This window comes from Streptomyces silvisoli, from assembly GCF_029269905.1.
Taxonomy (GTDB): Bacteria; Actinomycetota; Actinomycetes; order Streptomycetales; family Streptomycetaceae; genus Streptantibioticus_A; species Streptantibioticus_A silvisoli_A.
Genome location: NZ_JARJBC010000001.1, coordinates 60,390 through 85,527 on the forward strand (window position 1 = coordinate 60,390; position 25,138 = coordinate 85,527).

Below are 25,138 nucleotides of genomic sequence, written 5' to 3' on the forward strand. Positions count from 1 at the left end.
GCGCAGGGTCGGTCCTCGGCGTTGACGAGCACGGCTCCACGTGAGCGCCACGGGCCGACCGTGCTTCGCCCGAGGCACGCCGCCTCGCGGGCTGTCGATGCCGGTGGTCACGGCGGGTGGCGGAACGCGGGTCCGTGAGGGCACGGACCGGGGCTCCCGTGTGCCGCCCCCGGCGTCACCCGCACGGCCGCACCGGTCAGGGGAAACGGCGCAGGGCCGGTGGTCGCACCCCCGCCGACTGCCGCCCCCGGCGTACGGCCAGGGAGCGTGTGGCAGGGACAATGGCCTGGTGAAACACCCCATGGACTACCAGCAGATCCTGCAGGACGCGATGGAGGCCGCCCGGCCGGTGCTCGGCCACGGGCGGGTCGCCGACTACATTCCGGCGCTTGCCTCGGTGGACCCGCAGGCGTTCGGGATGGCTCTCGCCACGATCGACGGGGAGTTCCACGGGGTGGGCGATCATGAGACGCCGTTTTCCATACAGAGCGTCTCCAAGCTGTTCACCCTGGCGCTGGCCCTTGCGGAGGGCGGCGACGGGCTGTGGAAGCGGGTGGGCCGGGAACCGTCCGGCAACCCCTTCAACTCGCTGATCCAGCTGGAGACCGAGCACGGCATCCCGCGCAACCCGTTCATCAACGCCGGCGCCCTGGTCGTCACCGACGTGCTGCACACCCTGACCGGCGACGCGAGCGGCGCGGTGCGCGACTTCCTGCGCGCCGAGGCGGGCAACCCGTCGATTGCCACCGACCCGGAGGTGGCCGCCTCCGAGTCGGAGACGGGGCTGCGCAACGCGGCGCTGGCCAACTTCATCGCCAGTTTCGGCAACCTGGTCAACCCGGTCGAGACGGTCCTTGAGCACTACTACGCGCACTGCGCGCTGCGCGCGAGCTGCCGTGACCTGGCGCTGGCCGGTGGCTTCCTGGCCCGGCACGGCCTACGGGCGGACGGGTCGCGGCTGCTCACCCGTAGCGACGCCAAGCGGGTCAACGCGGTGATGCTCACCTGCGGTACCTATGACGCGGCGGGCGACTTCGCCTACCGGGTCGGCCTGCCCGGCAAGAGCGGGGTGGGCGGTGCGATCCTGGCGATCATCCCGGCGGTCGGCGCGCTGTGTGCCTGGAGTCCGGGCCTGGACACCGCGGGCAACTCCGTCGGTGCCACGGTGGCGCTGGACTACTTCTCCACGGTCACCGGCTGCTCGGTGTTCTGAGCTCGGTGCCGCGACGACCGCCGCGGAAACGATTCAGCGGATGACTGCCAGCAGCCGGTCGACCTGGTCCGCGGTGGCGTGGCCGCGGGCCAGCACCGCGCTTCGCTGCCCGCCCAGCGCGAGCAGCGTGGGGAAGCCGTCGACGCCCAGCTCACGGGAGCGGCGGAAGTCCGCCTCGGCGGCGGCCCGGGTGGCGGGTGAGCGCAGCGCGGTGACCACGGCCTCCGCGTCAAGTCCGGCGGCTTCGGCGATCCTCCGGTACGTCGCCGGGTCCGACAGGCTCAGTCCGTCCAGGTAGAACGCCTCCTGCATGGCGGCGGCCAGGTCCACGGCGCGGTCGGGGGCGGCGGCGCGCAGCGCGGCCATACCGAGCGCGGCGGCCTCGGAGTCCATGACGAACGAGCCGTCCGCGATCAGCCGCTGGTAGGCGTCGCCGAAGCGCACCCCGGTCAGCTCGCTGATCTTGGCGTTCGAGCCCTGGACATAGCCGAACTCGCGGATCGGCACCCGCCGGGCGCCGGTGAACAGTCCGCCGGAGACCACCTCGGCGGGCAGCTCCGGGTGGCGGCGGGCGATCTCGGCCAGGGTGGGGGCGAATCCGTAGGACCAGCCGCAGTAGGCGTCGAAGACGTAGAGGAGCTTCATGGAGGGGGCCTTCCAGGCGCGGAATCATTTCGCCTGCGGAAACAGTATCTGACGCGTCAGGTATTCCGCCGGGCGGCGAAGCTTCAGCGCAGCCGTGGCAGCATGTCCCGGGCCGAGTGGCTGAGGATCCGCAGATCCTCGGCGAACCGATCCCGATCCTCGGCCGGCAGCGGGTCCAGGAAGTAGCGCTCGATGTTGGCCACATGCACCCGGGCCGCCCGCACCGCGGTCCGCTCGCCGAGCGGGGTCAACCGGACCAGTTGCATCCGGCGGTCGTCCGCCGCCGCTTCCCTCGCCACGAGACCCGCCGTCTCCATCCGATCCACCAGGCGGGTCGCCCCACCGGTGGTCAGCACCTGCTCCTGGGCGATGCGGCGCATCGGCAGCCCCGCGCCGCCCGCCCGGCCCAGGATCAGCAGCACCTCGAACATCAGATGGCTGATCCCGCACTCCTCCTCGATGGCGCGTCCCAGGATGTACTCCAGCCGGTTCGCGGCCCCCAGCAGACGGCCGAACGCCAGCACCCGTGCGTCGTCCGCCGCCTGCTCGGCCGTCGCGATCCCCGTACCGTCCGCCACCTGCCCACGCCCTTCCCGCCGTACCTCACGCACCCGCGCGCCACCGGTACATCATCCAACGCGGCAGGTCGCCGGGCGGCGGGGGAGGGGTCAGCCGGTCGGTGCCTTGGTGCGCAGCACCTCGATGAACGCCCGGATCCACGCCGGGTGGTCGGGCCAGGCACGGGCGGAGACCAGCACTCCGTCGACCACGGCCTCGCCGTCCTCGTAGCTCGCCCCGGCCGCCGTGACGTCCGGCTCCAGCGCGGGATAGGCGGCGGTACGCCGACCGCCCAGCACGCCCGCGGCGGCGGAGATCAGGGGGCCGTGGCAGATCTGGGCGACCGGCTTGTCGGCCTCGAAGAAGTGCCGCACGATCCGCTGGAGTTCGGGGTCGTTGCGCAGGTACTCGGGCGCCCGGCCGCCGGGGACGACCAGCGCGGCGTAGTCGGCTGGATCCACCTGCGCGAAGGCGAGATCGGCGGGCCAGGTGTATCCGGGCTTCTCGGTGTAGGTGTCGAAGCCCTCCTCGAAGTCATGGACGACGAAGCGCAGTTTCTTGCGCGTCGGCGCCGCGACCTTGACGTCGTAGCCCTCCTCCCGCAGGCGCTGGTACGGGTAGAGCACCTCAAGGGACTCCGCCGCGTCACCGGTGACGAGCAGGATCTTCACCGCCATGGCCAAGCACCGCCTCGCGATCGTCGTGGTGTCCTGCGGTCACCGCCCCGACCATCGCCGAGGCGGTGTCCGGAGAACAACCTCCCTCATCGCGCGGCGCTCCGCAACCACCTGTGGACGCAGCGTGATCCGTGCCGTCAGTCGGCCTGGCGAACCGTCAACTCGGCGATCCCGGGATGGCTGTTGGCGTTGGCGGCGCGCACCGTCACCCGTACATAGCGGGCCGACACCGTGCCCCGCGGTCGCGCCGACCAGTGCCTGCCGTCCAGCGAGACCTGTACGCCGTACCAGGCCGGTCGGGTGGCCGTCCACCGCGGGCTGATCGACGCGATGCGCACCGGACCGCCGAGGTCGACGGTCAAGGTGCCCTGGGTGCCATCAGGCACCCACGCGGTGGTGGTGTTGCCGTCCACCGCCGCCTCGGCGTACATGCCCGGCTGCGCCGAACTGGCCGTCGCCTTCGCGCACCTGGCGACATCGGTGGTGGCCGCGAGGTCGGGACGCCGGGTCTTCAGCACCGCGGGCGCGCTCCGGCTCACCACCTGCCTGCCCTGGGCGCTCTCCACGTCGAAAGGCCTGCCGCTGGTCAGTCGCACCGTGGTGGCGTGCGCCCCGATGGCGACGTCGAACGTACGGCCCTGCCAGTGCAGCCCCTTCAGTGTGACGCCCTTCGCCAACTGCGGCGGCAGCGTGGGGTCGAGCCGTACCCCCTCCTGGCTCCAGCGCAGCCCGCCCAGGCCGTTGGCGAAGGTCTGCAGGAAGCCGCCCGCCCCGGTCAGGAAGTCCTGCGCGGGCGCGCCCGCCAGCGGGTCCGAGGCCCCCGCCTTGCTGCCGCGCGCCTCGGAGAACTCGTCGAACGGGCCGCGTACGAACGGCTCGACGGAGCGCATCAGATAGGTGTACGTCGAGCAGCCCGGCTCACCGATGGCGGCGGCGTCGATCGCGTGGATGGAGTCCGTCATGGCCGGGCCGTCCGGATCGGTGCGCGCCGCGTAGTAGTCCAAGGTGGACTGCGCCGAGGTGCTCGACATCGGCCAGCCCAGCGGATACATCAGCATCACCGCGTCCGCCTGCTTGATCAGCGAGCCCTTGTATCCCGCGTACTGCTGGAAGACGTGGGTGCCCGGGTCGTACGGGATGCGCAGGTGGTCGGCGATCCGTGTCCACTCGGCGGGCGCGGGGTGGCCGAGGAGCTTGGCGGCGGCGGTGGCGTTTCGCAGCGCCGTCGCGGCACCGGCGTTGGTGAACACCCCGTCGGTGACGCCGTTGCTGTACTCGTCGGGCCCGGCGACGTTCTTGATGGAGTAGCTGCCGTCGGAGTCGGGCGTGGCACGCCCGGCCCAGAACTGGGCGATGCCGTTCAGCACTGGCCAGCCACGGTCGCGCAGCCAGGCCGTGTCACCGGTGGCCTGGTAGTACTGCCAGACCGCCAGCGCGATGTCGCTCTGCAGATGGATCTGGGTGACGCAGTGCGGCGGGCTCCAACTCTGGCACTCCGCCTGGAGGTTGCCCTGGCTGCCGCTCTCCCACGGGTAGAACACCCCCTGGTAGCCGAGCTGCCGCGCGTTGGCCCGGGCACCCGCCAGGGTCCGGTAGCGGTAGTCCACCACCGACCTGGCCAGGTCCGGGTGGTATGCGAGCAGGCTGGGGAACATCCATGTCTCGGCGTCCCAGAACACCAGACCGGCGTAGTTGTCGCTGCTCAGCCCGGTCGGCGCGATGCTGTTGGCCGAACCGGCGCGGAGGCTGGAGAGCAGTCCGTACTCCGAGGAGCGCACCCACGACTGCAACTGCGGCTGCCCGGCGACCTCGATGTCGCTGCGCCACAGCCTGTCCCAGGCCGCCGAGTGCGCGGTGAACAGCGCGGCCCAACCGCGTGCCGCCGCCTGCTGGGAGGCGGCCACGGCCGAGCCGTCCGGATCGTGCGAGGTGAGTGCGGTGTCCACGCCGACGTACTTGGTCAGGGTGTACGTCTGGCCGCCGCGCACCGGGAAGCCAATTGTCTGACTCCCCGTCAGGTTCTTTTGGGTCTGGGTGAACTGGGACCGGCTGACGTCCGCGCTGGTGCTCAGTGTGGAGGCGACGGCGCCCGAGGTGCCGGTGCCGTCGGTGCGGAAGCCCACCCGCTGGGTGCGCCCGCCCGGGCGGGCACCGGTGGCGGTGGCGGAGAGCATCCGGGCGCCGCGGCCGTCGATCAGGTCGGTGACGGTCGCCTGCCCGCTCCAGTGCGGGGTCATCCGCAGCCGTACGGCGGCCACGTGCTGGTCGGCGCGGTCGGTGAACACGTCATAGACCAGATCGGTGGCCCGACCGTCGCTCGCGGTCCAGGTCAGCGAGGTACGGACCAGGCCGCAGCGCAGGTAGAGGGTCTGCCGGTAGTGCGAGATGCGGCCGGTCGAGGTGTTCCCGCTGAACGTCTCGCCGCCGGTGCCGACCGTCATCCCGGTCCACGTCGGCAGGGCGGCTATGACCTGCCGGTCGCTGGTGGTCTGCTTGTTGTGCGCGTACAGGCCCGAGACGAACGAACCGTCGTAGCGCGAGCTGTACAGCGGCCAGCCGGTCTTGGCGGCGGAGGCGAAGTAGCCGCTGCCGGTGGCGGGCACGCGTTGACCCAGATAGCCGTTGCCCACGAAGGCGTGGTAGCTGTCCTTGGGGTCGATGGTGGTGGAGGTGAGCGTCCAGCCGGGGGCCGACGCGGTGCAGGGGCTGTCGGCGGTGGTGTCGGGTCTGTCGGCGGCGGTGGCGATCGGCTGGGCGGCGGGGGCGGCCGCGATGAGCAGCGCCGCGAGCGCGGGGGCGGTTGGTCGTATGTATCGGTGCAGCCTTGCGGGGCGCGCTCGCAGCGCTGGGAGCTTGCTCATTGTTGTCCGTTCTCGCTTTCCCTCGGTTCGCGATCACCGGCGAAGTGGCAGCGAACATAAAGGGGTGAACGTTACGCGTCAATAAGTGGCGCACAGCGTTCAAGAAGTGAACGAACGACGGTGGCTGGTCAGCCTCCTACAGACTCCGGCGCGCCATGGTGCGTTGGGCCGTCAACGGGGACGGGCCGGCTCGATCAGGAGCTGCACGTCGATCTCCTGGTCACCGTGGATCAGGCCGTGCTCCGCCACGGCGAACGAGTCCTCAAGGGCGTGCTCCACCTTGCGGACCGCGGCCGGACAGCCCTGGAGATCGGCGGTCACCGGGCCGCCCAGTTCCCGGGCGGCCGAGTGCGGCCCCTCGGACGACACGTCGAAGTTCTCGATCCACGCGGTCTGCCTGCCCTGGCGGGTGCTGATCGGGCCCCCCGGAGCGCCGCTGGGGGAGGCCGGGAAGGCGGTGTTGAGCGAGCGGAACACCGTGTCGGCGTCCTGGGCCGCACAGTCGTTGAGCACCACGGTCACCTGCGCCGCATCCTGCTGGGTGGTCATCTTGGACGCTCCTTCGCTGAGACGCTCCGCGCTGCGATGGGGCGGGGGCTCCGCCCATAACCGACGGTAAGCCCGCACGGGCCGGGGCGCCCGGCGGATCACGGGGTGTTGGCACCCTCAGAGGGGTCAGTCACAACCGCGTGGTGGGCGGTGACGTATGGTGCCCGAATGTCCGGAACCGAGAGCGAAAAGAAGAGTGGAATGCCGGAAGTGATCCAACTGTCCAAGAAGGCGGCATCGGCGGAGTCCGCGCAGGCCACCGCGCCGCAGGATGCCGAAAAGGAGGAGCCGAGGTCGCTGACTCCGGTGTTCAACGCACTGGTTCGGGAGTGGCGGGCCGAAGGCCGGGACATCCCGCTGCGACATAAGCCGGCGGCCGCCGCGCTGGCACGAGGTGCCGCGTAACAGCCGCCCGATCATCCGTCGGCGAAGCGGTACCTTCAGGAACGGGCGCCCTGCCAGACGTCGTTGACCAACGGCGCGACGGAGGGCGCCTGTTCGCGTCCGGCCCGCGCCGCGTCCGCGCGCCTCGCCGGATCCAGCACGTTGCGTCCTATCGCCTGGCGGGCGAAGGCGTCCGGTGTGATGACGGCGACATGCGCGCCGTCGCGACGCAGCCGGTCGGCCTGCTGGCGCGGGCCCGGCATCAGCGGGCTGTGCAGGGCCATCGGAGCCAGCACCACCACCCGCCGGAAGCCATGCGCGAGGTCGGCGTTGGCGCTGCTGCGTACGCCGCCGTCCATCCACCGCCGACCGTCGATCGTCACACACGGCCACACCCCCGGCACCGCGCAGCTCGCCGCCACCGCGTCCACCAGCGGTGCTCCGCTGCCGCTGTGGAACGCCGTGAACTCGCCGGTGTGCGCGTCCACCGCGGTGACCAGCAGTCGCCGCTCCCGGGGCCACTCGTGCGAGTTCAGCCGGGACTCGATGACCTTGCGCCGCTCCGCCTCCGGCCCGGTGTCCGCGCCGAGCGCCATCCGGCCGATGCGCCGGCGTGCCGTACGCACGTCGGGCGAGACCAGTGCGCTGCCGGCCATGGTGAGCACGGTCCGCTTGCCGATCACCGTCGCGATCTCCCCGTCGGGCGGCGCGAGTTGCCGCTGGTACAGCGTCTCCAGCGGGGTGTCCGAGGTGAGTTGCGCGCCGACTACCGAACCGGCGGAGGTGCCGATCACCACGTCCGCCCCGCCGAGGCCGAGTCCGGCATCCGCCAGTCCGGCCAGCAACCCCAACTCCCAGGCGACTCCGGTGACTCCGCCGCCCCCCAGCACCAGTGCGCGCTCGCCCATGACCACCCGGCCTCCCTCGATGTCCGTGCCACAGTAGTGCGGGGCGCGCCGGCCCGCGAGGGCACCTCGGGCGGGCGGCGCGGGGTGCCGGTAGCGTCCTCGGGCATGGAGACGACGCTGTACGGCGCCCTGGTCACGCTGCGGCCTGTGACGGCCGCCGACGTCCCGGCGCTGGCGGAGATCCGCGCCACGCCCGAGGTGCGCCGGTGGTGGCGCGGGAGCGACGACATGGTGGCGGCGGTGAAGGAGGACCTGGCGGAACCGGGCGCCCAGCACCTGGCGATCGAGTACGAGGGCCGTGTGGTCGGCATGGTCCAGTGGGCGGCCGAGACGGAACCGGACTATCGGCACGCGAACATCGACATCTACGTGGATCCGGCCGTGCACGGTCGGGGAGTGGGTACGGACGCGGTGCGGGCGCTCGCGCGGCATCTGATCGCCGAGCATGGACACCATCGGCTGGTGATCGATCCGGCGGCGGACAACGCCGCCGCCGTTCGGTGCTACCGCAAGGTCGGTTTCCGGCCGGTCGGCGTCATGCGGCAGTACGAGCGCGGCGAGGACGGTACGTGGCACGACGGGCTGTTGATGGACCTGCTGGCGGACGAGCTGGCCCCCGGCGGTGGCAACGGTGAGCGACCGCTGGGGAGTTGACCGGCGGTAGGGGACTCACCGCGCCTCTGGCGCGTCGACCGTCGGCTTCTGGTCCGTCGGAGCGTCTGTCATGCCCTGCTGGAGGTGGTCGATGTGGTAGACCGCCTGGTCCAGCAGTTCGGCGACATGGTGGTCGTACAGCGCGTACACCACCGAGCGCCCGCGCCGCTCGCCGGTGACCAGACCGAGGTTCCGCAGCAGGCGCAACTGGTGCGAGCAGGCGGACTGCTCCATGCCGACCGCGGCGGCCAACTCCGTCGCGGGCAGCGGCCCCTCGCGTAGCCGGGCGAGGATCAGCAGCCGGGACGGGGTGGCAAGGGCCTGGAGGGTGTTCGCCACCTTGACCGCGTTTGCCGTGTCCAGGCGCAGTCGCGGAACGGCGTGCTCTGCGGCGGTGGAGACTCCATGACCCATGGCGGATATCGTACCGCCGGTTCGATTGAATGCATGAAGAATTGTTCATGCGTTCCTGTATGGTGGGCGAGTCGGTCCGGCCGCGCGTCCCGCGCTGCCCGGAATCTCCCCTACGCGAAGGCTCCCGCCCATGTCGTCCACCCTGACCACTCGTCCGGCCCCGACCGCCGGGATCCGTGACGCGTCGGCGCCCAGGCGCCGCACGCGGGTGTTCGCGCTGCCGGAGGCCCGCTGGGCGGCCGCCGCGCTGGTGCTGTTCCTGGTCGCGCTGCCGCTGCAGCTGACCGGCGCCCCGGCCTGGGCCTGGGGCCCGATCTACGCCCTGGCCTATGCGGCGGGCGGTTGGGAGCCGGGCTGGTCCGGGCTGCGGGCGCTGCGCGAGAGGACGCTCGACGTCGACCTGCTGATGATCGCCGCCGCACTCGGCGCCGCGGCGATCGGGCAGGTGATGGACGGGGCGCTGCTGATCGTCATCTTCGCCACCTCCGGCGCCCTGGAGGCGCTGGCCACCGCGCGTACCGCCGACTCCGTACGCGGCCTGCTGGACCTCGCCCCGGCCACCGCCACCCGGCTCGGGGACGACGGTGCCGAGCGGGCAGTCGCCACCGAGGAGCTCGCCGTCGGCGATGTGATCCTGGTCCGTCCCGGTGAACGCGTGGGCGCCGACGGCCGGGTGCTCGACGGCGCCAGCGAGGTCGACCAGGCCACCATCACCGGCGAGCCGCTGCCGGTCGCCAAGCGGGTCGGCGACGAGGTGTTCGCGGGCACCCTGAACGGCACCGGCGCGCTGCGGGTGAAGGTGGAGCGGGACCCGGCGGACTCGGTGATCGCCCGGATCGTGGCCATGGTCGAGGAGGCGTCGCGGACCAAGGCGCCGACGCAGTTGTTCATCGAGAAGGTGGAGCAGCGGTACTCGATCGGCATGATCATCGCGACCCTCGCGGTGTTCGGGGCGCCGCTCCTGTTCGGCGCGGACGTGACCGGGGCGCTGCTGCGGGCGATGACCTTCATGATCGTGGCTTCGCCTTGCGCGGTGGTGCTGGCGACCATGCCGCCGCTGCTCTCCGCGATCGCCAATGCCGGGCGGCACGGCGTCCTGGTCAAGTCCGCGGTGGTCATGGAGCGGCTGGGGCAGGTCGACGCCGTCGCCATCGACAAGACCGGCACCCTCACCGAGGGCACCCCGCAGGTCACCGACGTCCGCCCGCTCGCCGAGTCCGGGCTGACCGAGGAGGAGCTGCTGGCGTTGGCCGCCGCGGCCGAGCACCCCAGCGAGCATCCGCTGGCCCGCGCCGTCGTGGACGCCGCCCGCGCTCGCGGTCTGCGGCTCGCGGTCGCCGAGGACTTCGACTCCGCGCCGGGCCTGGGCGTCAGGGCCACGGTGGACGGCGGCGTGGTCGCCGTGGGCAGCCCCGCCCGCATGCTGGGCTGCCGGGAAGGCCATCCGGCGAGCGAGGTCGCCGCCCGCCTGGAAGCGGGCGGCCGCACGGCGGTGCTGGTGGAGCTGGACGGCACTCCGGTGGGCGTGCTGGGGATCGCCGACCGGCTGCGGGAGGAGGCCGCGGAGACGGTGGCGGCCCTCAGCTCGCTGAGTGACGGTGCACCCGTGCTGGTGACCGGGGACAACGAGCGGGCGGCGGCGCGGCTGGCCGGCGAGGTGGGGATCACCGACGTACGCGCGGGTCTGCTGCCGCAGGACAAGGTGCGCACCGTGCAGGAGATGTCGGCGGCCGGACGCAGGGTGCTGGTGATCGGCGACGGGGTGAACGACGCGCCCGCGCTGGCCGCCGCCCACAGCGGCATCGCGATGGGGCGAGCGGGCTCCGATCTGGCGCTGGAGACGGCCGACGCGGTCGTGGTGCGGGACGAGCTGCGCACCATTCCCACCGTGGTGGCGCTCTCCCGCCGGGCCCGCGCTCTGGTGGTGCAGAACCTGGTGATCGCCTCGGTGTTCATCTCCGGGCTCGTCGTCTGGGACCTGCTGGGCCACCTTCCGCTTCCGCTCGGTGTCGCCGGACACGAGGGGTCCACCGTCATCGTCGGCCTCAACGGCCTGCGGCTGCTGCGGGACCGTGCCTGGCGCGGCTAGCCCCGCCAAAGCCCTTGCCGGGCCGCCCTGTTGACCGTTCGGCGTGATGCGTACACTCGGGCTTGAAGTTCGTAGGTCATCGAACTTTACTCACGGGGAGGAAGTGCCGTCATGCGCGCGATCGTGGTTGAGGAACTCGGCGGGCCCGAGGTGCTGCGGGTGCGGGAGGTGCCAGCGCCCGAGCCGGGGCCGGGAGAGGTGGCCATCCGGGTGGCGTGGGCCGGGGTGAACTTCGCGGAGATAAAGGTCCGGGCCACCGGGTACCGGTCGTCCGCGCCGCCGTTCACCCCGGGGCTGGAGGTCTCCGGGACCGTTCAGGCGGTCGGTGCCGGGGTCACCGGGCTGTCCGTGGGGCAGCGGGTGACGGCACTGACCCTCTTCGGCGGTTACGCGGAAACCGCCGTGGTGTCCGCCGCCCTGACCTTCCCCGTGCCCGATGGCGTGGGCCTGCGGCTGGCGGCCACCCTGCCCACCGTGCTGCCGACCGCCCACGCCCTGGTGCACGAGGTGGGACGGCTGCGCGCGGGTGAGTCCGTGCTGGTGCAGTCCGCGGCGGGCGGCGTCGGCACGGTCGTCGGGCAGATCGCGAAGCGGGCCGGGGCCGGCACCCTCCACGGTGTGGTCTCCCGCCCCGACAAGGCCGACTACGCGCGCAGGCAGGGGTACGACGAGGTCTTCGTCGGCGACGACTGGGCCGACCAGGCCCGTAAGGCCACCGTGGGACGCGGTGTGGACCTGCTGCTCGACCCGGTGGGCGGCCGCACATGGCGGCAGGGGCTGGAACTGCTGTCACCGTTCGGCCGGGCGGTCTCGTACGGCAACGCCAGTGGCGAGCAGCCGTGGAGCGCGGGACTCGACTCCCTTTCCCCCGGCGGTCACGGCGTTTTCGGTTTCAGCCTCTACGGGCTGGCCAAGAGCGCGCCCGACGCGCTGCGGCAACTCGCCGATCGCGCGCTGTGGCTGGCCGCCGACGGCACCGTGGACCTGCCGATCAGCCATGAACTGCCGCTGCACGAGGCCGCGGAGGCGCACCGACTGATCGAAACCCGCGCCACCACCGGCAAGTTGGTGCTGCGGGTCAGCGGGGAGGCGTAGCCGTCCCCGCGGTTGATACCGAAGCGCGGTAGCCATATGACCGCCGTCACATGGCTACCGCGATCCGTATGGGTCTTACTTCAGGCCGCCGGCCTTGGCGCACTGCCAGGCGTTGGGGCCCTGCATGGCCAGCAGCTTGTTGGCGACGGTGATCTGCTGGTCCTTGGTGGCGTAGTCGGCGCGCGGGGCGAACTTCAGGCCGCCGGCGGCGGCCCAGCTGGAGGGCGAGAACTGCAGGCCGCCGTAGTGGCCGTTGCCGCCGGTGTTGTGGTTGGACCAGTTGCCGCTGGACTCGCACTGGGCCACGCGGTCCCAGGTGGCGGCGGAGGCGGCGGAGGCGGTGGTCGAAGCGAGGACGGGGAGGGAGATCGCGGCGGTGGCGACACCGGCGAGAGCGGCGAGACGGGTCTTGGAGGCGCGGTGCAGCTTGAGCATGGTGTGATTCCTCACCGACGCCTGCGAGGTCAGCTGTCGGGTTCGGGCCAGTGAGTGCCCGGTCGTGGCCTTGAAGGCACGACTTCACCCCAAGCCGGTTCCGTCCCCTGCGGTGAGGGGCGGTTCCGGCGGAGAACCTTGGGTCCCCCGCTCCTGCCTACGGCGCTGTTCGCGTCGACTGTTCCCGTCGGTCGGCGGCAGGACTCGGCGTTCCAACCGGCGGGGCCCGCGAAGGCGAGCGATGTAGACAGAAACACGGACTCCCGGGGTGGGGCAAGACCCCCGCTGATGGGGTGAACCGGGCATTCAGCGATACCGGAATACAGGAAACTGCAGGTCAGAGGCTGCGAAATCAGGAAATCGGGCTATTGGTCCGTTTTGTCGGTGAGGGCTAAGTCACACCTCCGGCCCCCCTGAATGTGGCCCGGCCCACACCGCACAGCCGTGCCGGACCGGCCCTCACCAGCGCACGGCGGTGAAGTCGATGGGCTCGGGCCGCAGCGCCTGGACCCGCTCGACCAGCCCCTTCATTCGCTCCGCCATCTCGTCGGCGGGCAGCTGCCGGCGGTCGCCATGCCCCGGCAGCAGCCACTCGAAGCGCAGCCGGTCCACGCCGCGGGCGAGCGAGGCCGCCAGTGCCTCGATGGAGTACCAGGTGACGCTCTGCGCCACCTCGATGTCCTGGCTGCCGCGCGACCAGTAGAAGCTGTCGCCGCTGAAGCAGTACCGCTCGTCCGCGACGTACAGCACGCTGCCCTCGGTGTGCCCGGCCAGCGGATGGGCGACGACGCCCGGCGCGACCTCGAAGGGCTCGGTGCCGCGCAGCACGTGGTCGGCGTCGGGCGCGTACTCCAGGTCGCCCTCGTGGATCCACAGCCGGGCGTCGAACCGGTCGGCGTACCGGCGGCCGTGCGCGACATGGTCCCGGTGGGTGAGCAGTACGTCGGTGATCCGCCCCAACGCCTCGTATCTGTCGGCGAGTTCGGTGCTCCAGCGCGGGGTGTCGACCATCAGGTTCCCCGAAGGGCGAACCATCAGATAGGCGTTGGCGCCCGCGTTCTGCCGGGAGTTGTGACCGCAGAAGTACAGGCCGTCGTCCAGCCGCAGTGGATACGGATCGAGCGCGGGGTCGAGCCGTCGCGACGGGTGGCGGATGGAGCGGGTGTGGCAGGCGTACGCGGCGGCGTGTAACTGCCGCAGCTCCTCGGCGTTCCGCGGCTGGCGCAGGACCCGCGAGATCCCTTCGACCTCGCCGATCAGCCCGGGGGCGAGTTGCCGTGCGACGTCGCAGTTCGTGCAACGGTCGTCCACGTACCAGCCACCTGGTTCGGGGGATGGGGCGTTGGGCATGGCGGGACTCCTACTCTGACGTCCGTGGGAAGGGCGATGACCGGTCGCCCTGTCCATGGATATCGCCTGAGCGGCGCAGAAAAGAAGGGGGTGCGGTTCTTGTGCTTCGGCGCGGGACCGTCTCTGCGCGGGCGGCCCGGCGGGCGCGCGGTGGCTCCAACCGGGTGCGCAGGTCTGCGTTGCACTACCTTCTCGCCGGCACCCGGGCGGCCCGGTGCAGCAGCAGTGCCGCGGTGAGGCCGCCGAGCAACACGGCGACGGAGCCGACGAGTTGGCCGGTGCGCAGGCCGGAGGCGAAGGCGTGCCGTACGGCGGACTGGTCGGCGCTGGTGTGGGCGGCGGCCAGGGCCGCGGGCAGTGAGGCGGCGCCGGTGATCGTGGCGGGAAGCAGCGCGGTGAACCGGGCGCCGAGCACCGCGCCCAGGACGGCGACCCCCAGGCCGTTGCCGAACTCGGCGAGGGTGCCGTTCAGCCCGGCGCCCACGCCCGCCTGCCGGGGTGGGATCGCCGACATCACCGCGTTGGCCATGGTGGGCGCGGCGAAGGCGACGCCGATCCCCATCAGCACCAGACCGCTGAGCATCCCGCCGTAACCGCCGGAGCCGAAGACCGCCGCCGTCGCAAGGCCCGCGGCCAGGGTGGTCATGCCGAGGGCGATGGTCAGCGGAGTGCCGAGCCTGGGCAGTACCCGGGCGTGCAGCCCGGTGAAGTTGAGGACGACGACGGTCAGCGCCAGTGGCGCGGTGCGCAGTCCGGCGTCCAACGGCCCGTAACCGAGGACGAACTGGAGCTGCTGGGTGAGCAGGAACAGCGAGCCGCCCATGCCGAAGGCGACGAGGATGCCACCGGCCAGGGCGCCGATGAAGCGGCGGTTGCGGAAGAACCCCATGTCCAGCATCGGGTGTTGGACCCGGCGCTCCCACCAGGCGAAGACCGCGAGCCCCGCCAGCCCGAGCCCGGCGGTGCCCAGCACCGGCGTGGACCACCAGCCGTGTACCGGACCGGCGATGATGGAGTACACGACGCCCGCCATGCCGACGACGGACAGCAGCGTGCCCAGCGGATCGGGCCGCTCACCGGCCGGTTCCCTGGACTCCGGCACCAGTTTGACGGCCGCCGCCAGGCCGACCAGTACCACCGGAACGTTGATCAGGAAGATCGAACCCCACCAGAAGTGGTTGAGCAGCGTGCCGCCGATCACCGGCCCGGCGGCGAAGCCAAGGGAGTTGGCGGTACTCCAGATGCCGATGGCCCTGGGCCGCTCGGCGTCGTCGAAGACCTGGACCACCACGGCGAGCGTGGTGGTCATCAGCAGGGCGCCGCCCACTCCCATCCCGGCGCGGGCGGCGATGAGCTGGCCCGGCCCCTGGGAGAAGGAGGCGGCCACCGATCCGACGCCGAACAGGGCGAGGCCGGCGACGAGCATCCGCTTGCGGCCGTAGCGGTCGGCGGCGTTGCCCGCGGTGAGCAGCAAGCCCGACTGGACCAGCGAATAGGCGTTGATCATCCACTGGACATCGGCGGTGCTGGCACCCAACTCCTCGGTGAGCGACGGAATCGCCACGCTCAAGATGGTGTTGTCCAGCAGCACGGTGAGCTGGGCGAGGCAGATCACCCCGAGGATCAGCCAGCGGGTCGGCGGTCGGGAGGCGTGCCGGGGCGGGGTGGCGTCGGTGGCCACGGTTGACATGGGGCTCCTGGTGGGCCGTCCACGGTGACGCGACCGGCCGGCCGGCGGCCGAAGCGGGCGCCGACCGGCCGGAACGGGGACGGGGTTCGGGGTCGTCAGGGTCGGGCGAAGCGGGCGATCGGGTTCTTCAGGGTGCCGATGAGCTGGAGCGCTCCGGCCGGGTCCTGGATGTCGACCATCTGGCGGTTGTCGCGCAGCTGCAGCCGGTTGAGGCAGGACAGTGCGAACTCCTCGCAGAACAGGTCGTACCGCTTGAACCGTTCGGCCAACTCGGGGTTGGCGTCCTGGTACTCGGACACGCAGTCGGCGACGGCCGACCAGAACGCGTCCTCCTCCAGGGTGCCGTTGGCGCTGAGGATCCCGTTGAGGAAGCGCAGGAAGCAGTCGAAGACATCAGTGAAGATCGACAGCGTCCACAGTTCCTCCGGCACCCGCGCCCGGATCCGCTCCACCTCGGGCGGCAGCGGGGTGTCGGCGTCCATCACGGCGATCTCCTCGGCGATGTCCTTGAAGACCACCCGCTGTACGACCCCGTCCTCCAGCACCAGGATGACGTTCTCGCCGTGCGGCATGAAGACCAGGCCGTACGCGTAGAAGCAGTGCAGCAGCGGGGTGAGGTAGGCGTCCAGATAGCGGCGCAGCCAGGTCCTCGCGTCCAGGCCGGACTGCGCGATCAGCGCCGCGGCGAACGAGCCGCCGTCCCGGTCGACGTGCAGCAGCGATGCCATGGTGGCAAGCCGCTCGCCGGGCGCCAGCTTCGGCACCGGGCTCTCCCGCCACAGTGCGGCCAGCATCTTCAGGTACGGCGAGCCCTTGGCCGACGCGGCGGCGTACTGCCTGTGGTGGTAGCCGACCGCGGCCAGCTCCCGGATCACGTCCAGGCCGGTACGCCTGAGCACCGCGTCCTCGGCGACCAGGCCGGCCAGCCAGTCGTTGATGGCCGGGGTGGCCTCCATGTACTCGGCGGAAAGTCCCCGTACGAAGCCCATGTTCAGCACTGACAGCGCGGTCTTCACATAGTGCTTGGACGGGTCCGAGGTGTTGAAGAACGTGCGGATCGACTGCTGTGCCAGATAGGTGTCGTCTCCGTGGCCCAGGCAGACGATGTTGCGCTGGGCGACCTCCGCCGCGAAGGTCACCGACAGCTTGTTCCACCACTGCCAGGGATGCACCGGCATCAGATGGAAGTCATCGAGGTCCAGGCCGAGTTCGGCCATGGTCCCGGCGAACCGCTCCAGGGTGGCCTCGCCCAGCTCGGAGCGGATCAGCCCCTCGTAGTCCAGGTCGGCGCAGACCGAGAACGTCGACCGGTCGCGCCGGGCGGCCAGCCAGATCAGCCGTACCTCGTTCGCGGCCTCCGGTGCGTACGACAGGTACTCGGGCGCGCCGAAGCCCAGCCGGCCGTTGTTGGCGACGAAGCAGGGATGGCCCTCGGTCATCCCGGTCTCGATCCGCTGGAAGGGGGCGTTGGCCAGTTCGGCCGAACTCACCGGCGCAACCGAGAGTTTGAAGGCGCTGCTGGCCAGCGTGCTGCTGATCTCCTCCAGGTAGACCGGAAGGATCTCCTCGTCCAGGCCCAGGGCGGTGCGCAGTTCGATGAACAGGTCGAGTGCGTCCAGCGGGAGCCTGGTGCCGTCCCGGTGCCGGGTGATGGAGTCCGGGTCGATGTTCCAGTGGTCCAGGGTGAGCAACTGGGCGGAGAAACGGTACTCCACAGTGCCGTCGTCACTGATGACGGTGTACTCGCCGGACTCCTGGCGCCGCGGGGTGAGCAGCCGCTCGTGGGAGAACTCGGCGAGGGCCTTGCGGACCAGCAGCCGGTTGGCGCGGTCCCACAGTTCGGGTGTCAGGTGCGCGACGACGTCACGGGGTGCGTGGGTGTGCATGGTGCTCCGGTTCACTCCTTGGCTTCGGCAGCCGCGGTGAACACGCCCTCGCGGGCGGCCAGGTACTGCTCTCGGGTACAGGTGCTGAGGTAGGCGTGCTTGTCGGGCAGCGCGACGGTGTCCACGACGCGGAAGCCGACGGACGCGTTGAGCGTGTGGACCGCCTGGTTGCGTACGTCCGGCTCCACCACGACGCGCTGGTTGGCCGGTTCGCTGAACAGCAGCTCCATCACGGTGGTGAGTACGGCCCGGGTGAAGCCGTGGATCGGCGTCTCGGTGGGCGCCACCAGGAAGTGCATGCCGACGTCGCCGGGCCGCGCGGCGTACCGCCCGGCCAGCTCGCTGTGCGCGGGGTCGTAGCGCTCGACCAGGAACGCCGGGCGGCCCTCGTACAGGCCGAGCAGAGCGTCATGGTGCGGATTGGCGTCGATGGCCGCGAACTCGCGCTGGACATCGCCCGGTTCGGCGTCCTGCATCATCCAGAAGACGGACTTGGGATGGGTGACCCAACCGTGCAGCAGCTCGGTGTCGGCGACCGGCTCGACGGGGCGGACGGCGAACCGCCCGAGCCGCTCGTCGGTACGGCTGAAGACTGCGTCGGTCATCTCAGGCCACGCCTCCCTGGGCGCCGACGGGGGCGCCGAAGTCCTGGAAGGCGATGGACTTCTCCACCGGATAGTGCTCGCGGCCCAGCAGTTCGCGGATGATCCATGAGTTGCGGTAGGCGCCCATGCCCAGGTCGGGGGCGGTGATGCTGTGCGTGTGCACGGCGGCGTTCTGCACGAAGACGCCGTTCCCGGTGGTGTCCACGCTGTAGTTGCGGCGCACCGCGAACCGGCCCTGGTCGTCCCACAGGATACGGTCGCGCACCGGTGCCAGGAAGTCCGGCACCTGGTAGCGGTAGCCGGTGGCCAGCACCAGGCCCTCGGTGGCGAGCGAGAAGTCCCGCTCCTGCTCCTCCTGGCGCAGGTCCAGGGTGTACGTGGCGCTCGGTGCGTGGTAACCGGCGCCGGTGAGGGCGGTGTTGGTCATCAGCCGTGTCGGGCAGGGACCCTTGAGGTTCTTCTGGTACAGCAGGTCGAAGATGTCGTTGATCAGGTCGGAGTTGATGCCCTTGTACAGCGGCTTCTGCTCCACGGTCAGCCGGTCGCGGGTGGCCTGCGGCAGCGCGTGGAAGTAGTCGGTGTACTCCGGGGAGGTCAGCTCCAGGGTGAGCTTGGTGTACTCCAGCGGGAAGAACCGCGGCGAGCGGGTGACCCAGGTGAGTTCGTAGCCGCGGGAGTCGATGTCCTGGAGCAGGTCGTAGTAGATCTCGGCGGCGCTCTGCCCGCTGCCGACGATGGTGATGCTCCGCTTCTCCTGTAGCGACGCCTTGCTTTCCAGATAACGGGAGTTGTGGATCAGGTCGCCTTCCAGACCGCGGCACGCCTCGGGAATGTGCGGGGGCGTTCCGGTGCCGAGCACCAGGCGCCGGGCGCGGTACACGGTGCGCTCGCCGGTGGACAGCACGATGCTGTGCACCGCGTACAGCTCGTCGGCCTCGTCGTACTCGACGCTGGTGACCTGGTGGCCGAAGCGCAGGCTGTCCAGCTTTCCCGCCGCCCAGCGGCAGTAGTCGTTGTACTCGCCGCGCAGCGGATAGAAGTTCTCCCGTATGTAGAACGAGTACAGGCGGCCCGATTCCTTGAGGTAGTTGAGGAACGAGAAGGGCGAGGTGGGATCGGCGAGCGTGACCAGGTCCGACATGAACGGCGTTTGCAGGGTGCTGCTCTCCAGCAGCATTCCGGTGTGCCAGTTGAAGCCCGGCTTGCTCTCCAGGAACAGTCCGGTCAGCTCCTCGATCGGCTCGGTCAGACAGGCGAGGCCGAGGTTGAAGGGGCCGACGCCGATGCCGATGAAGTCGTACGGAGTGCTGGGCTCGTGCGGAGTGTGTGGCGTGGACAAAGGTTTCTCCGGTCCGGTGGGGTCGGGTTCGGTCAGCTGGCTCGGGCGTGGCCGCGTTCCGGGCCCGCCTGCTCGGACAGGTAGCGCTGGGCGTGGTCGGCGAGCAGATCGAGGACGTGCGCGATGTCGTCCAGCGTGGTGCGCGGATTGAGCAGGGTGAACTTCAGGTGGTGCCGCCCGTCCACCACCGTCCCGGCGACCACCGCCTCACCGGAGGCGGCCAGTGCCTCCCGGGCGCGGAGGTTGGCCCGGTCGCACAGCGCGGGGGAGACGTCCCCCGCCGGGGCGTAGCGGAAGACGAGGGTGCTCAACTGGGGTTCGGTGACGACCTCGAAGCGCGGGTCGTCGTTCAGCAGCTTCCAGGCGTCGGCGGCGAGGTCCACCACGTCGTCGAACAGCTCCCCCACGCCGTCGGCGCCCATGACACGCAGCGTGAGCCAGAGCTTGAGCGCGTCGAACCGCCGGGTGGTCTGGATGCTCTTGTCCACCTGATTGGGTATCAGGTTCTCGGCGGCCCGGACCGGGTTGAGGTAGTCGGCGTGGTACGTGGCGTGCCGCAGCGTCGAGCGGTCGCGCACCAGCACCGCGCTCGAACTGACCGGCTGGTAGAAGGACTTGTGGTAGTCCACCGTGACCGAGTCGGCCCGCTCGATGCCGTCGAGCAGATGGCGGCGGCGGTTGGAGACCAGCAGCCCGCAGCCGTAGGCGGCGTCCACGTGCAGCCAGGTCCCGGCCCGCTCGCACAGCTCGGCGATCCTCGGCAGCGGGTCGATGCTGCCGAAGTCGGTGGTGCCCGCGGTGGCGGAGACCGCCATCACCACCAGGCCCTCGTCCCGGCAGCGGTCCAGCTCGGCGGCGAGCGCGTCGGTGCGCATCCGCCGGTTCTCGTCGCACGGTACGGGGATCACGGCCTCGTAGCCGAGGCCCAGCAGGGCGGCCGACTTGGCGATGCTGAAGTGGCCGCACTCGGAGGCGAGGACGCGCAGCCGAGGCAGGATGTCCGCCTTGCGCAACGGGGCCGGTGAGGCCTCCCGCACGGCACGGCACGCCTCGTCGCGGGCCAGCAGCATCGCGTGCAGGTTGGACTGGGTGCCGCCGCTGGTGAACACGCCGTCCGCGGTGTCGCCCAGGCCGATCCGGGCCGCGGTCCAGTCGATCAGCCGCCGCTCGATGAGCGTGCCGCCGTAGCTCTGGTCCCAGGTGTCCAGCGAGGAGTTGACCGAGGAGAGCACCGCCTCAGCGAGCACCGCCGGTATCACCACCGGGCAGTTGAGGTGCCCGAGGTAGCGGGGGTGGTGGAAGTACACCGCGTCCCGCAGGTACACCCGCTCCAGCTCGTCCAGCGCGGCCGACGGGTCGCCCAGCGGCTGGTCCAGGTCGATCGCGTCGACCACCGGGGCCAGCTCGGCCGGGGTGATCCCGCTCAACGGCGTTTCGGTACGGGCGAGTTTGTCCGCCACCCGCTCCACGCCCTCGGTCACCCAGCGCCGGTAGTCCTCGGCCGTCTGGTCGTTGAGCAGGTGTGAGGTGGAACTCATGTTGCGTCCTAGAGTCAGGTATCGGGGGGTGGGGGCGCGGCCCCCAGGGGAGCCTGGTCCCAGAGAGAGGAGAGCCGTCAGTCCTCGGCCGCAGCCGTGCCGGAGACGACTTCCGCGAGCAGGTCCTCCTCGGTCGCGCCGCGGCGCCAGTAACCGGTGAACTTCACGGCCCTGCGGTCGAATCCGCGCTCGCCGACCAGATGACGGCGCAGCGCCCGCACCGAGCCCGCCTCACCGGCGATCCACGCGTACGGAGTGCCGTCGGGCAGCGCGGCGGTGCGTACCGCCGACAGCAGCGGGTCGTCGTCGGGCCGGGCGGGGTCGCGGACCAGCCAGACGATGTCGGCATTGGCCGCGGTGGGCAGTTCCTGCAGGTCCGCCGGGTGGCTGACCTCGATCCAGACCTTGGCCCGGGTGCCGGGCGGCAGCCAGTCCAGGATCCCGGCGACCGCGGGCAGCGCTGTCTCGTCGCCGGTGATCAGCACCCAGTCGGTACCCGGCGGCGGCCGGAAGTCCACTCCGCCGTTGTCCTCGACCACCGGACCGAGCACCGTCACCCGGTCACCGGGCCGGGCCCGCTGGGCCCAGCGGGACGCCGGGCCGGTGTCGCCGTGCACCGCGAAGTCCACGTCCAACTCCTGTCGCTCGCGGCGCTGTTCGCGCACCGTGTACGAGCGCATCACCCCGCGCACCGCCGGGTCCATAGTCCGCCACTGGGCGAACCAGTCCTCATGGGTGGGGACGACGGGGGCGTCCTGGCCGGGATGGGGCAGGAACAGCTTGAACCGCTGGTCCCGGCCGCCGGAGGCGAAGCCCGCCAACTGCTCGCCGCCGAAGGTGACCCGGACCATGCCGGGGCCCAGGCGTTCGGTGCGGGCCACTCGCAGGTCGAAGAAGCGGAACGGAACGGCGGGGGCGGGGGCTGCGGTGGTCATGGGGTGTCTCCCGGGGGGGGGTCCTGGTGGGTTGCCTGGGTTCAGCTGACCTTCTTGGTCTTCTGCACGGCCGTCGCCAGCGCCTCGACCATGGGCGCGCATCCCGCGTACGACATGCGCGGCTCGCTCTGCCAGGGCAGCACCTGGTGAGCCTTGACGGCGGGCAGGTTGGTCCAGGCGGCCTTGCTGGCGAGGAAGTCGGACTGGACGGCGGCGGTGCGGCTGTCCAGCAGGATCAGGTCGGCCGGGTACTTGTTGGCGTTCTCCCAGCTGAGGTTCTCGAAGAAGCCGCCCTGCACCTTGTCGGGCATCACGAAGTCAACGCCGAGGGAGCGGAAGTAGGACAGGTCGGTGTAGACCTTCGGGTCGCAGACGTAGAGCAGGTCGGCGCTGGCGGAGGCGGCCATGACCTTGATCCGTCCGTTGGCCTTGGCCGCGCCGCGCAGCTTCTCCGCCGCGACCTCGAAGCGGGCCCTGGCGTCGGTGACCTTCCTTGCCCTGGTGTCGGCGCCGAGCGATTCGGCCAAGTCGACGTAGCGCTGGAGGGGTTGGGGGAGCGGCACCCCGCTGACCGAGATGCCGACGCTGGGCGCCAGCTTGAGGATGGTGTTCTTGCTGTCGTCCGGAACGAACCACAGCGCGCCCGGCTGGAACATGTTGGTCACCAGCAGGTCCGGCTTGAGCGCCGCGTACTTCTCGATGTCGAACTCGCCGTAGGCGTTGCCGATGATGGTCAGCTTGCCGATGTCCAGGTCGCCCGCCATCGGGTCGGGCTTGCCGTCCTTGAGCTTGGTCGGTCCGAAGACACCGACGATCTGGTCACCGAGGCCGATGTCGTGCAGGGCCGCGGCGGTCCCGGTGTAGGCGACGATGCGCTTGGGACGGGAGGCGGCCGTCACCTTCTGCCTGCGGTCGTCGGTGAAGGACCAGCCGTCGTCCTTGCCGGACGCCGAACCGCCCTTGCCCCCGCAGGCGGTCACCAGGGCACCCAGGCCGAGGGCGCCTCCCGCGGCGAGCAGGCCGCGGCGGGAGAGGTTTGCGGATCGGGAGAAAGGCATGACGGGACTTCCTTCATCGGTGGCGTCATCGCGTGAGGCGTGCTGGATGACGCCGGTGATCGAGATCGATGTTAGGTTAACCTAACCTAAGTCACTGTCCAATGGGGGGCGGCCACCGCTCCCCGGTCGCACCGGAGCACCTACGTGTCGGTCACCAAGTCACCGCAAACCGCAGGGGGTTCGACGGCGCCGCCGTCGCTCGGTATACGACCACCCGGCAGACGTGCCGCACTGCGCGCCGCGGGACTGCTCGGGGCACTGCTGCTCCTGGTGGTCGTGCTGGCGCTGAGCCTCGCGCTGGGTGCCAGGCCCCTCTCACTCGGCCAGGTGTGGCACGGGCTGTTCGACTCCGGGGACGTGGTGGTGCACCGGATGCGCTTGCCGCGCACCGCCCTGGGGCTGGTGGTGGGTGCCGCGCTCGGGCTCGCGGGTGGCGTGATGCAGGCGCTGACCCGCAATCCGCTGGCCGATCCCGGGTTGTTGGGGATCAACGCGGGGGCGTCGGCCGCCGTGGTCTCCGCGATCTCCTTTCTGGGGCTATCCAGTTTCGTAGGCTATGTCTGGTTCGCCTTTCTTGGTGCCGCCGTGGTGTCGGTGCTCATCTACGCCGTCGGCGGTGGCCGCGGGGCGACCCCGGCGCGGCTCGCACTGGCCGGTGCGGCGGTGAACGCGATGCTCTACTCGTACGTGAGCGCCGTGGAACTGCTGGACACCGCGTCGCTGGACAAGATGCGTTTCTGGACGGTGGGTTCACTGGCCGCCGCCCAGCCCGGCACCGCGCAGCGGCTGGCCCCCTTCGTGGTCGTCGGCGCGCTGCTCGCCCTCGCCCTGGCCCGGCCGCTCAACGCCCTGGCCCTCGGTGACGACGCCGCGCGGGCGCTGGGCGCCCGCCCGGCCCGCGTCCGCGCCGCCGCCATCGTGGCCGTCACCCTGCTGTGCGGCGCGGCCACCGCGGCCTGCGGCCCGATCGTGTTCGTCGGGCTGATGGTCCCGCACCTGGTGCGCTCGCTCACCGGACCCGACCTGCGCTGGCAACTGCCGTACTGCGCACTGCTCGCGCCGGCGCTGCTGCTCGGCTCCGACGTGCTGGGCCGCATCCTCGCCCGCCCCTCCGAACTTCAGGTCGGCATCGTCACCGCGGTGGTCGGCGGACCGTTCTTCCTCTACTTCGTGCGACGGAACCGGGCGGTGCGGGCATGAGCGTGATCCGTACTTCCGGCGGACTGTCCGTCGCGTACCGGCCGAGGGCGCTGCTGGTCGGGACCGGTTGCGCACTGCTCGCACTGGCCGTCGGCGTGCTGTCGATCGGCAGCGGCGAGTACCCTATGAGCCCAACCGCCGTGGTGCGCGCCCTCGTTGGGCAGGGCGCGGCGGCCGACACCTTCATCGTGGAGCAACTGCGCCTGCCCCGCGTCGTCACCGCGCTCCTGGTCGGCGCGGCGCTCGCCCTGGCCGGTGCGATCTTCCAGTCCCTGGTGCGCAACCCGCTGGGCAGCCCCGACGTACTGGGCTTCACCCAGGGCGCGGCCACCGGCGCGCTCACCGTCATCGTGCTGATCGGCGGCGGCGGAGCGGCGCTCGCGGGCGGCGCGGTGCTGGGCGGTGTGCTCACCGGCGCGCTGATCTACGCGCTCGCCGCACGGCAGGGCGCACACGGCTATCCGCTGATCCTGGTCGGCATCGGGGTGGCGGCGATCCTCACCGGCGTCAACGGCTATCTGCTGACACGGGCCCAGATCCCGGACGCGGCCCGCGCGGTGCTGTGGCTCACCGGCTCGCTGGACGGGCGCGAGTGGAGCGACGTGGTGCCCCTCGCGCTGGCCCTGGCGGTGCTCGTGCCGGTGGTGCTGCTGGGCTGCGCCCGCGCGCTACGGGTACTGGAGATGGGCGACGACGCCGCGCACGGACTGGGCGTGCCGGTCCGGCGCACCAGGGTGACGCTGCTGGCCTGCGCGGTGCTGCTGGCCGCGTTCGCCGCGGCGGCGGCCGGCCCGGTGGCGTTCGTCGCGCTCACCGCGCCGCGGCTGGCCCGGCGGCTGACCGGGGCACCGGGACCGAACCTGGTGCCGTCGCTGTGCATGGGCGCCGCGCTGATGGTCAGCGCCGACTGGATCGCCCAACGGCTTTTCACCGGGCACCAGTTGCCGGTGGGCGTGGTGACCGGAGTGCTGGGCGGCGGCTACCTGGTGTGGCTGCTGGCCACCGAACGCAAGCGGGGGCGGATTTGAGCGGCAACGTGAACGACCGACAAGGCG

The 25,138-nt window shown here is 71.2% G+C and carries 22 protein-coding genes, 1 pseudogene and 1 riboswitch; of the genes and pseudogenes, 7 read left to right on the forward strand and 16 right to left on the reverse strand.

Annotated features, from left to right (window positions below; genetic code table 11):
• The first annotated feature begins 301 nt into the window (after window positions 1-301).
• Window positions 302-1,213: a glutaminase gene (locus P3G67_RS00270; protein WP_276092036.1), complete on the forward strand. Its 912-nt coding sequence runs from the start codon at window positions 302-304 to the stop codon at window positions 1,211-1,213.
• A 33-nt stretch (window positions 1,214-1,246) separates the two neighbouring features.
• Here the strand turns inward: P3G67_RS00270 and P3G67_RS00275 are convergent, their stop codons facing one another.
• From P3G67_RS00275 to P3G67_RS00295, 5 genes are all read right to left on the reverse strand, one after another.
• Entirely contained in the window at window positions 1,247-1,858 is a 612-nt protein-coding gene (locus tag P3G67_RS00275; RefSeq protein WP_276091598.1) for a DsbA family protein, read from the reverse strand.
• An 83-nt stretch (window positions 1,859-1,941) separates the two neighbouring features.
• A complete protein-coding gene (locus P3G67_RS00280) occupies window positions 1,942-2,436 on the reverse strand; it encodes a MarR family winged helix-turn-helix transcriptional regulator (protein WP_276091599.1) in 495 nt (164 codons plus the stop codon).
• 90 nt (window positions 2,437-2,526) lie between these two features.
• Window positions 2,527-3,093: a DJ-1/PfpI family protein gene (locus P3G67_RS00285; protein WP_276091600.1), complete on the reverse strand. Its 567-nt coding sequence runs from the start codon at window positions 3,091-3,093 to the stop codon at window positions 2,527-2,529.
• 137 nt (window positions 3,094-3,230) lie between these two features.
• Window positions 3,231-5,954 carry a discoidin domain-containing protein gene (locus P3G67_RS00290; RefSeq protein ID WP_276091601.1) on the reverse strand — a complete coding sequence of 908 codons (2,724 nt, stop codon included), beginning with the start codon at window positions 5,952-5,954 and terminating at the stop codon, window positions 3,231-3,233.
• Between the two features lie 171 nt (window positions 5,955-6,125).
• Window positions 6,126-6,503 carry a hypothetical protein gene (locus P3G67_RS00295; protein ID WP_269858525.1) on the reverse strand — a complete coding sequence of 126 codons (378 nt, stop codon included), beginning with the start codon at window positions 6,501-6,503 and terminating at the stop codon, window positions 6,126-6,128.
• A gap of 168 nt (window positions 6,504-6,671) precedes the next feature.
• Between P3G67_RS00295 and P3G67_RS00300 the strand changes: the two genes are divergently transcribed.
• Window positions 6,672-6,908, forward strand: a complete 237-nt coding sequence (locus P3G67_RS00300; RefSeq protein WP_276091602.1) for a hypothetical protein — start codon at window positions 6,672-6,674, stop codon at window positions 6,906-6,908.
• Between the two features lie 35 nt (window positions 6,909-6,943).
• Here the strand turns inward: P3G67_RS00300 and P3G67_RS00305 are convergent, their stop codons facing one another.
• On the reverse strand, window positions 6,944-7,795 hold the full coding sequence (locus P3G67_RS00305) for a patatin-like phospholipase family protein (RefSeq protein WP_276091603.1): 852 nt from the start codon (window positions 7,793-7,795) through the stop codon (window positions 6,944-6,946).
• A 105-nt stretch (window positions 7,796-7,900) separates the two neighbouring features.
• On the opposite strand from P3G67_RS00305, the gene P3G67_RS00310 reads away from it, so the two are divergent.
• Entirely contained in the window at window positions 7,901-8,449 is a 549-nt protein-coding gene (locus P3G67_RS00310) for a GNAT family N-acetyltransferase (protein WP_276091604.1), read from the forward strand.
• A 15-nt stretch (window positions 8,450-8,464) separates the two neighbouring features.
• Here the strand turns inward: P3G67_RS00310 and P3G67_RS00315 are convergent, their stop codons facing one another.
• The gene (locus P3G67_RS00315) at window positions 8,465-8,863 is read right to left on the reverse strand and encodes an ArsR/SmtB family transcription factor (RefSeq protein ID WP_276091605.1); all 399 of its coding nucleotides are present in this window, start codon (window positions 8,861-8,863) and stop codon (window positions 8,465-8,467) included.
• 130 nt (window positions 8,864-8,993) lie between these two features.
• On the opposite strand from P3G67_RS00315, the gene P3G67_RS00320 reads away from it, so the two are divergent.
• Window positions 8,994-10,952, forward strand: a complete 1,959-nt coding sequence (locus P3G67_RS00320) for a heavy metal translocating P-type ATPase (protein WP_276091606.1) — start codon at window positions 8,994-8,996, stop codon at window positions 10,950-10,952.
• Between the two features lie 111 nt (window positions 10,953-11,063).
• Window positions 11,064-12,047, forward strand: a complete 984-nt coding sequence (locus tag P3G67_RS00325; protein WP_276091607.1) for a quinone oxidoreductase family protein — start codon at window positions 11,064-11,066, stop codon at window positions 12,045-12,047.
• An 81-nt stretch (window positions 12,048-12,128) separates the two neighbouring features.
• Here the strand turns inward: P3G67_RS00325 and P3G67_RS00330 are convergent.
• From P3G67_RS00330 to P3G67_RS00370, 9 genes and pseudogenes are all read right to left on the reverse strand, one after another.
• Window positions 12,129-12,482 (reverse strand): annotated as a pseudogene (locus P3G67_RS00330) (transglycosylase family protein); the annotation flags it as partial.
• Window positions 12,483-12,485: 3 nt separating this feature from the next.
• Window positions 12,486-12,657, reverse strand: a riboswitch (cyclic di-AMP (ydaO/yuaA leader).
• Between the two features lie 284 nt (window positions 12,658-12,941).
• Complete coding sequence (locus tag P3G67_RS00335) at window positions 12,942-13,832, reverse strand: MBL fold metallo-hydrolase (protein WP_276091608.1); 891 nt, start codon at window positions 13,830-13,832, stop codon at window positions 12,942-12,944.
• Window positions 13,833-14,016: 184 nt separating this feature from the next.
• A complete protein-coding gene (locus P3G67_RS00340) occupies window positions 14,017-15,522 on the reverse strand; it encodes an MFS transporter (RefSeq protein WP_276091609.1) in 1,506 nt (501 codons plus the stop codon).
• Between the two features lie 95 nt (window positions 15,523-15,617).
• Window positions 15,618-17,408 carry an IucA/IucC family protein gene (locus tag P3G67_RS00345; protein ID WP_276091610.1) on the reverse strand — a complete coding sequence of 597 codons (1,791 nt, stop codon included), beginning with the start codon at window positions 17,406-17,408 and terminating at the stop codon, window positions 15,618-15,620.
• Between the two features lie 11 nt (window positions 17,409-17,419).
• Window positions 17,420-18,013, reverse strand: coding sequence for a GNAT family N-acetyltransferase (locus P3G67_RS00350; RefSeq protein ID WP_276091611.1), 594 nt, complete (start codon window positions 18,011-18,013; stop codon window positions 17,420-17,422).
• A gap of 1 nt (window position 18,014) precedes the next feature.
• The gene (locus P3G67_RS00355) at window positions 18,015-19,352 is read right to left on the reverse strand and encodes a lysine N(6)-hydroxylase/L-ornithine N(5)-oxygenase family protein (RefSeq protein ID WP_276091612.1); all 1,338 of its coding nucleotides are present in this window, start codon (window positions 19,350-19,352) and stop codon (window positions 18,015-18,017) included.
• A 32-nt stretch (window positions 19,353-19,384) separates the two neighbouring features.
• Window positions 19,385-20,890: a pyridoxal phosphate-dependent decarboxylase family protein gene (locus tag P3G67_RS00360; RefSeq protein WP_276091613.1), complete on the reverse strand. Its 1,506-nt coding sequence runs from the start codon at window positions 20,888-20,890 to the stop codon at window positions 19,385-19,387.
• 77 nt (window positions 20,891-20,967) lie between these two features.
• Window positions 20,968-21,825, reverse strand: a complete 858-nt coding sequence (locus tag P3G67_RS00365; RefSeq protein WP_276091614.1) for a siderophore-interacting protein — start codon at window positions 21,823-21,825, stop codon at window positions 20,968-20,970.
• Between the two features lie 41 nt (window positions 21,826-21,866).
• Entirely contained in the window at window positions 21,867-22,883 is a 1,017-nt protein-coding gene (locus tag P3G67_RS00370; RefSeq protein ID WP_276091615.1) for an ABC transporter substrate-binding protein, read from the reverse strand.
• A gap of 144 nt (window positions 22,884-23,027) precedes the next feature.
• On the opposite strand from P3G67_RS00370, the gene P3G67_RS00375 reads away from it, so the two are divergent.
• Both P3G67_RS00375 and P3G67_RS00380 read left to right on the forward strand, forming a co-directional pair.
• Complete coding sequence (locus P3G67_RS00375; protein WP_391858151.1) at window positions 23,028-24,083, forward strand: FecCD family ABC transporter permease; 1,056 nt, start codon at window positions 23,028-23,030, stop codon at window positions 24,081-24,083.
• Complete coding sequence (locus P3G67_RS00380; RefSeq protein WP_276091616.1) at window positions 24,080-25,111, forward strand: FecCD family ABC transporter permease; 1,032 nt, start codon at window positions 24,080-24,082, stop codon at window positions 25,109-25,111. The genes P3G67_RS00375 and P3G67_RS00380 overlap by 4 nt, the downstream gene beginning before the upstream one ends.
• The last annotated feature ends 27 nt before the right edge of the window (window positions 25,112-25,138 follow it).

Excerpts from the sequence above, each read along its gene's own strand:
- P3G67_RS00270 (WP_276092036.1), top strand. The coding sequence starts at position 302 with ATGGACTACCAGCAGATCCTGCAGGACGCGATGGAGGCCGCCCGGCCG.
- P3G67_RS00275 (WP_276091598.1), bottom strand. The coding sequence starts at position 1,858 with ATGAAGCTCCTCTACGTCTTCGACGCCTACTGCGGCTGGTCCTACGGA.
- P3G67_RS00285 (WP_276091600.1), bottom strand. The coding sequence starts at position 3,093 with ATGGCGGTGAAGATCCTGCTCGTCACCGGTGACGCGGCGGAGTCCCTT.
- P3G67_RS00290 (WP_276091601.1), bottom strand. The coding sequence starts at position 5,954 with ATGAGCAAGCTCCCAGCGCTGCGAGCGCGCCCCGCAAGGCTGCACCGA.
- P3G67_RS00295 (WP_269858525.1), bottom strand. The coding sequence starts at position 6,503 with ATGACCACCCAGCAGGATGCGGCGCAGGTGACCGTGGTGCTCAACGAC.
- P3G67_RS00300 (WP_276091602.1), top strand. The coding sequence starts at position 6,672 with ATGTCCGGAACCGAGAGCGAAAAGAAGAGTGGAATGCCGGAAGTGATC.
- P3G67_RS00305 (WP_276091603.1), bottom strand. The coding sequence starts at position 7,795 with ATGGGCGAGCGCGCACTGGTGCTGGGGGGCGGCGGAGTCACCGGAGTC.
- P3G67_RS00310 (WP_276091604.1), top strand. The coding sequence starts at position 7,901 with ATGGAGACGACGCTGTACGGCGCCCTGGTCACGCTGCGGCCTGTGACG.
- P3G67_RS00315 (WP_276091605.1), bottom strand. The coding sequence starts at position 8,863 with ATGGGTCATGGAGTCTCCACCGCCGCAGAGCACGCCGTTCCGCGACTG.
- P3G67_RS00320 (WP_276091606.1), top strand. The coding sequence starts at position 8,994 with ATGTCGTCCACCCTGACCACTCGTCCGGCCCCGACCGCCGGGATCCGT.
- P3G67_RS00325 (WP_276091607.1), top strand. The coding sequence starts at position 11,064 with ATGCGCGCGATCGTGGTTGAGGAACTCGGCGGGCCCGAGGTGCTGCGG.
- P3G67_RS00335 (WP_276091608.1), bottom strand. The coding sequence starts at position 13,832 with ATGCCCAACGCCCCATCCCCCGAACCAGGTGGCTGGTACGTGGACGAC.
- P3G67_RS00340 (WP_276091609.1), bottom strand. The coding sequence starts at position 15,522 with ATGTCAACCGTGGCCACCGACGCCACCCCGCCCCGGCACGCCTCCCGA.
- P3G67_RS00345 (WP_276091610.1), bottom strand. The coding sequence starts at position 17,408 with ATGCACACCCACGCACCCCGTGACGTCGTCGCGCACCTGACACCCGAA.
- P3G67_RS00350 (WP_276091611.1), bottom strand. The coding sequence starts at position 18,013 with ATGACCGACGCAGTCTTCAGCCGTACCGACGAGCGGCTCGGGCGGTTC.
- P3G67_RS00360 (WP_276091613.1), bottom strand. The coding sequence starts at position 20,890 with ATGAGTTCCACCTCACACCTGCTCAACGACCAGACGGCCGAGGACTAC.
- P3G67_RS00365 (WP_276091614.1), bottom strand. The coding sequence starts at position 21,825 with ATGACCACCGCAGCCCCCGCCCCCGCCGTTCCGTTCCGCTTCTTCGAC.
- P3G67_RS00370 (WP_276091615.1), bottom strand. The coding sequence starts at position 22,883 with ATGCCTTTCTCCCGATCCGCAAACCTCTCCCGCCGCGGCCTGCTCGCC.
- P3G67_RS00380 (WP_276091616.1), top strand. The coding sequence starts at position 24,080 with ATGAGCGTGATCCGTACTTCCGGCGGACTGTCCGTCGCGTACCGGCCG.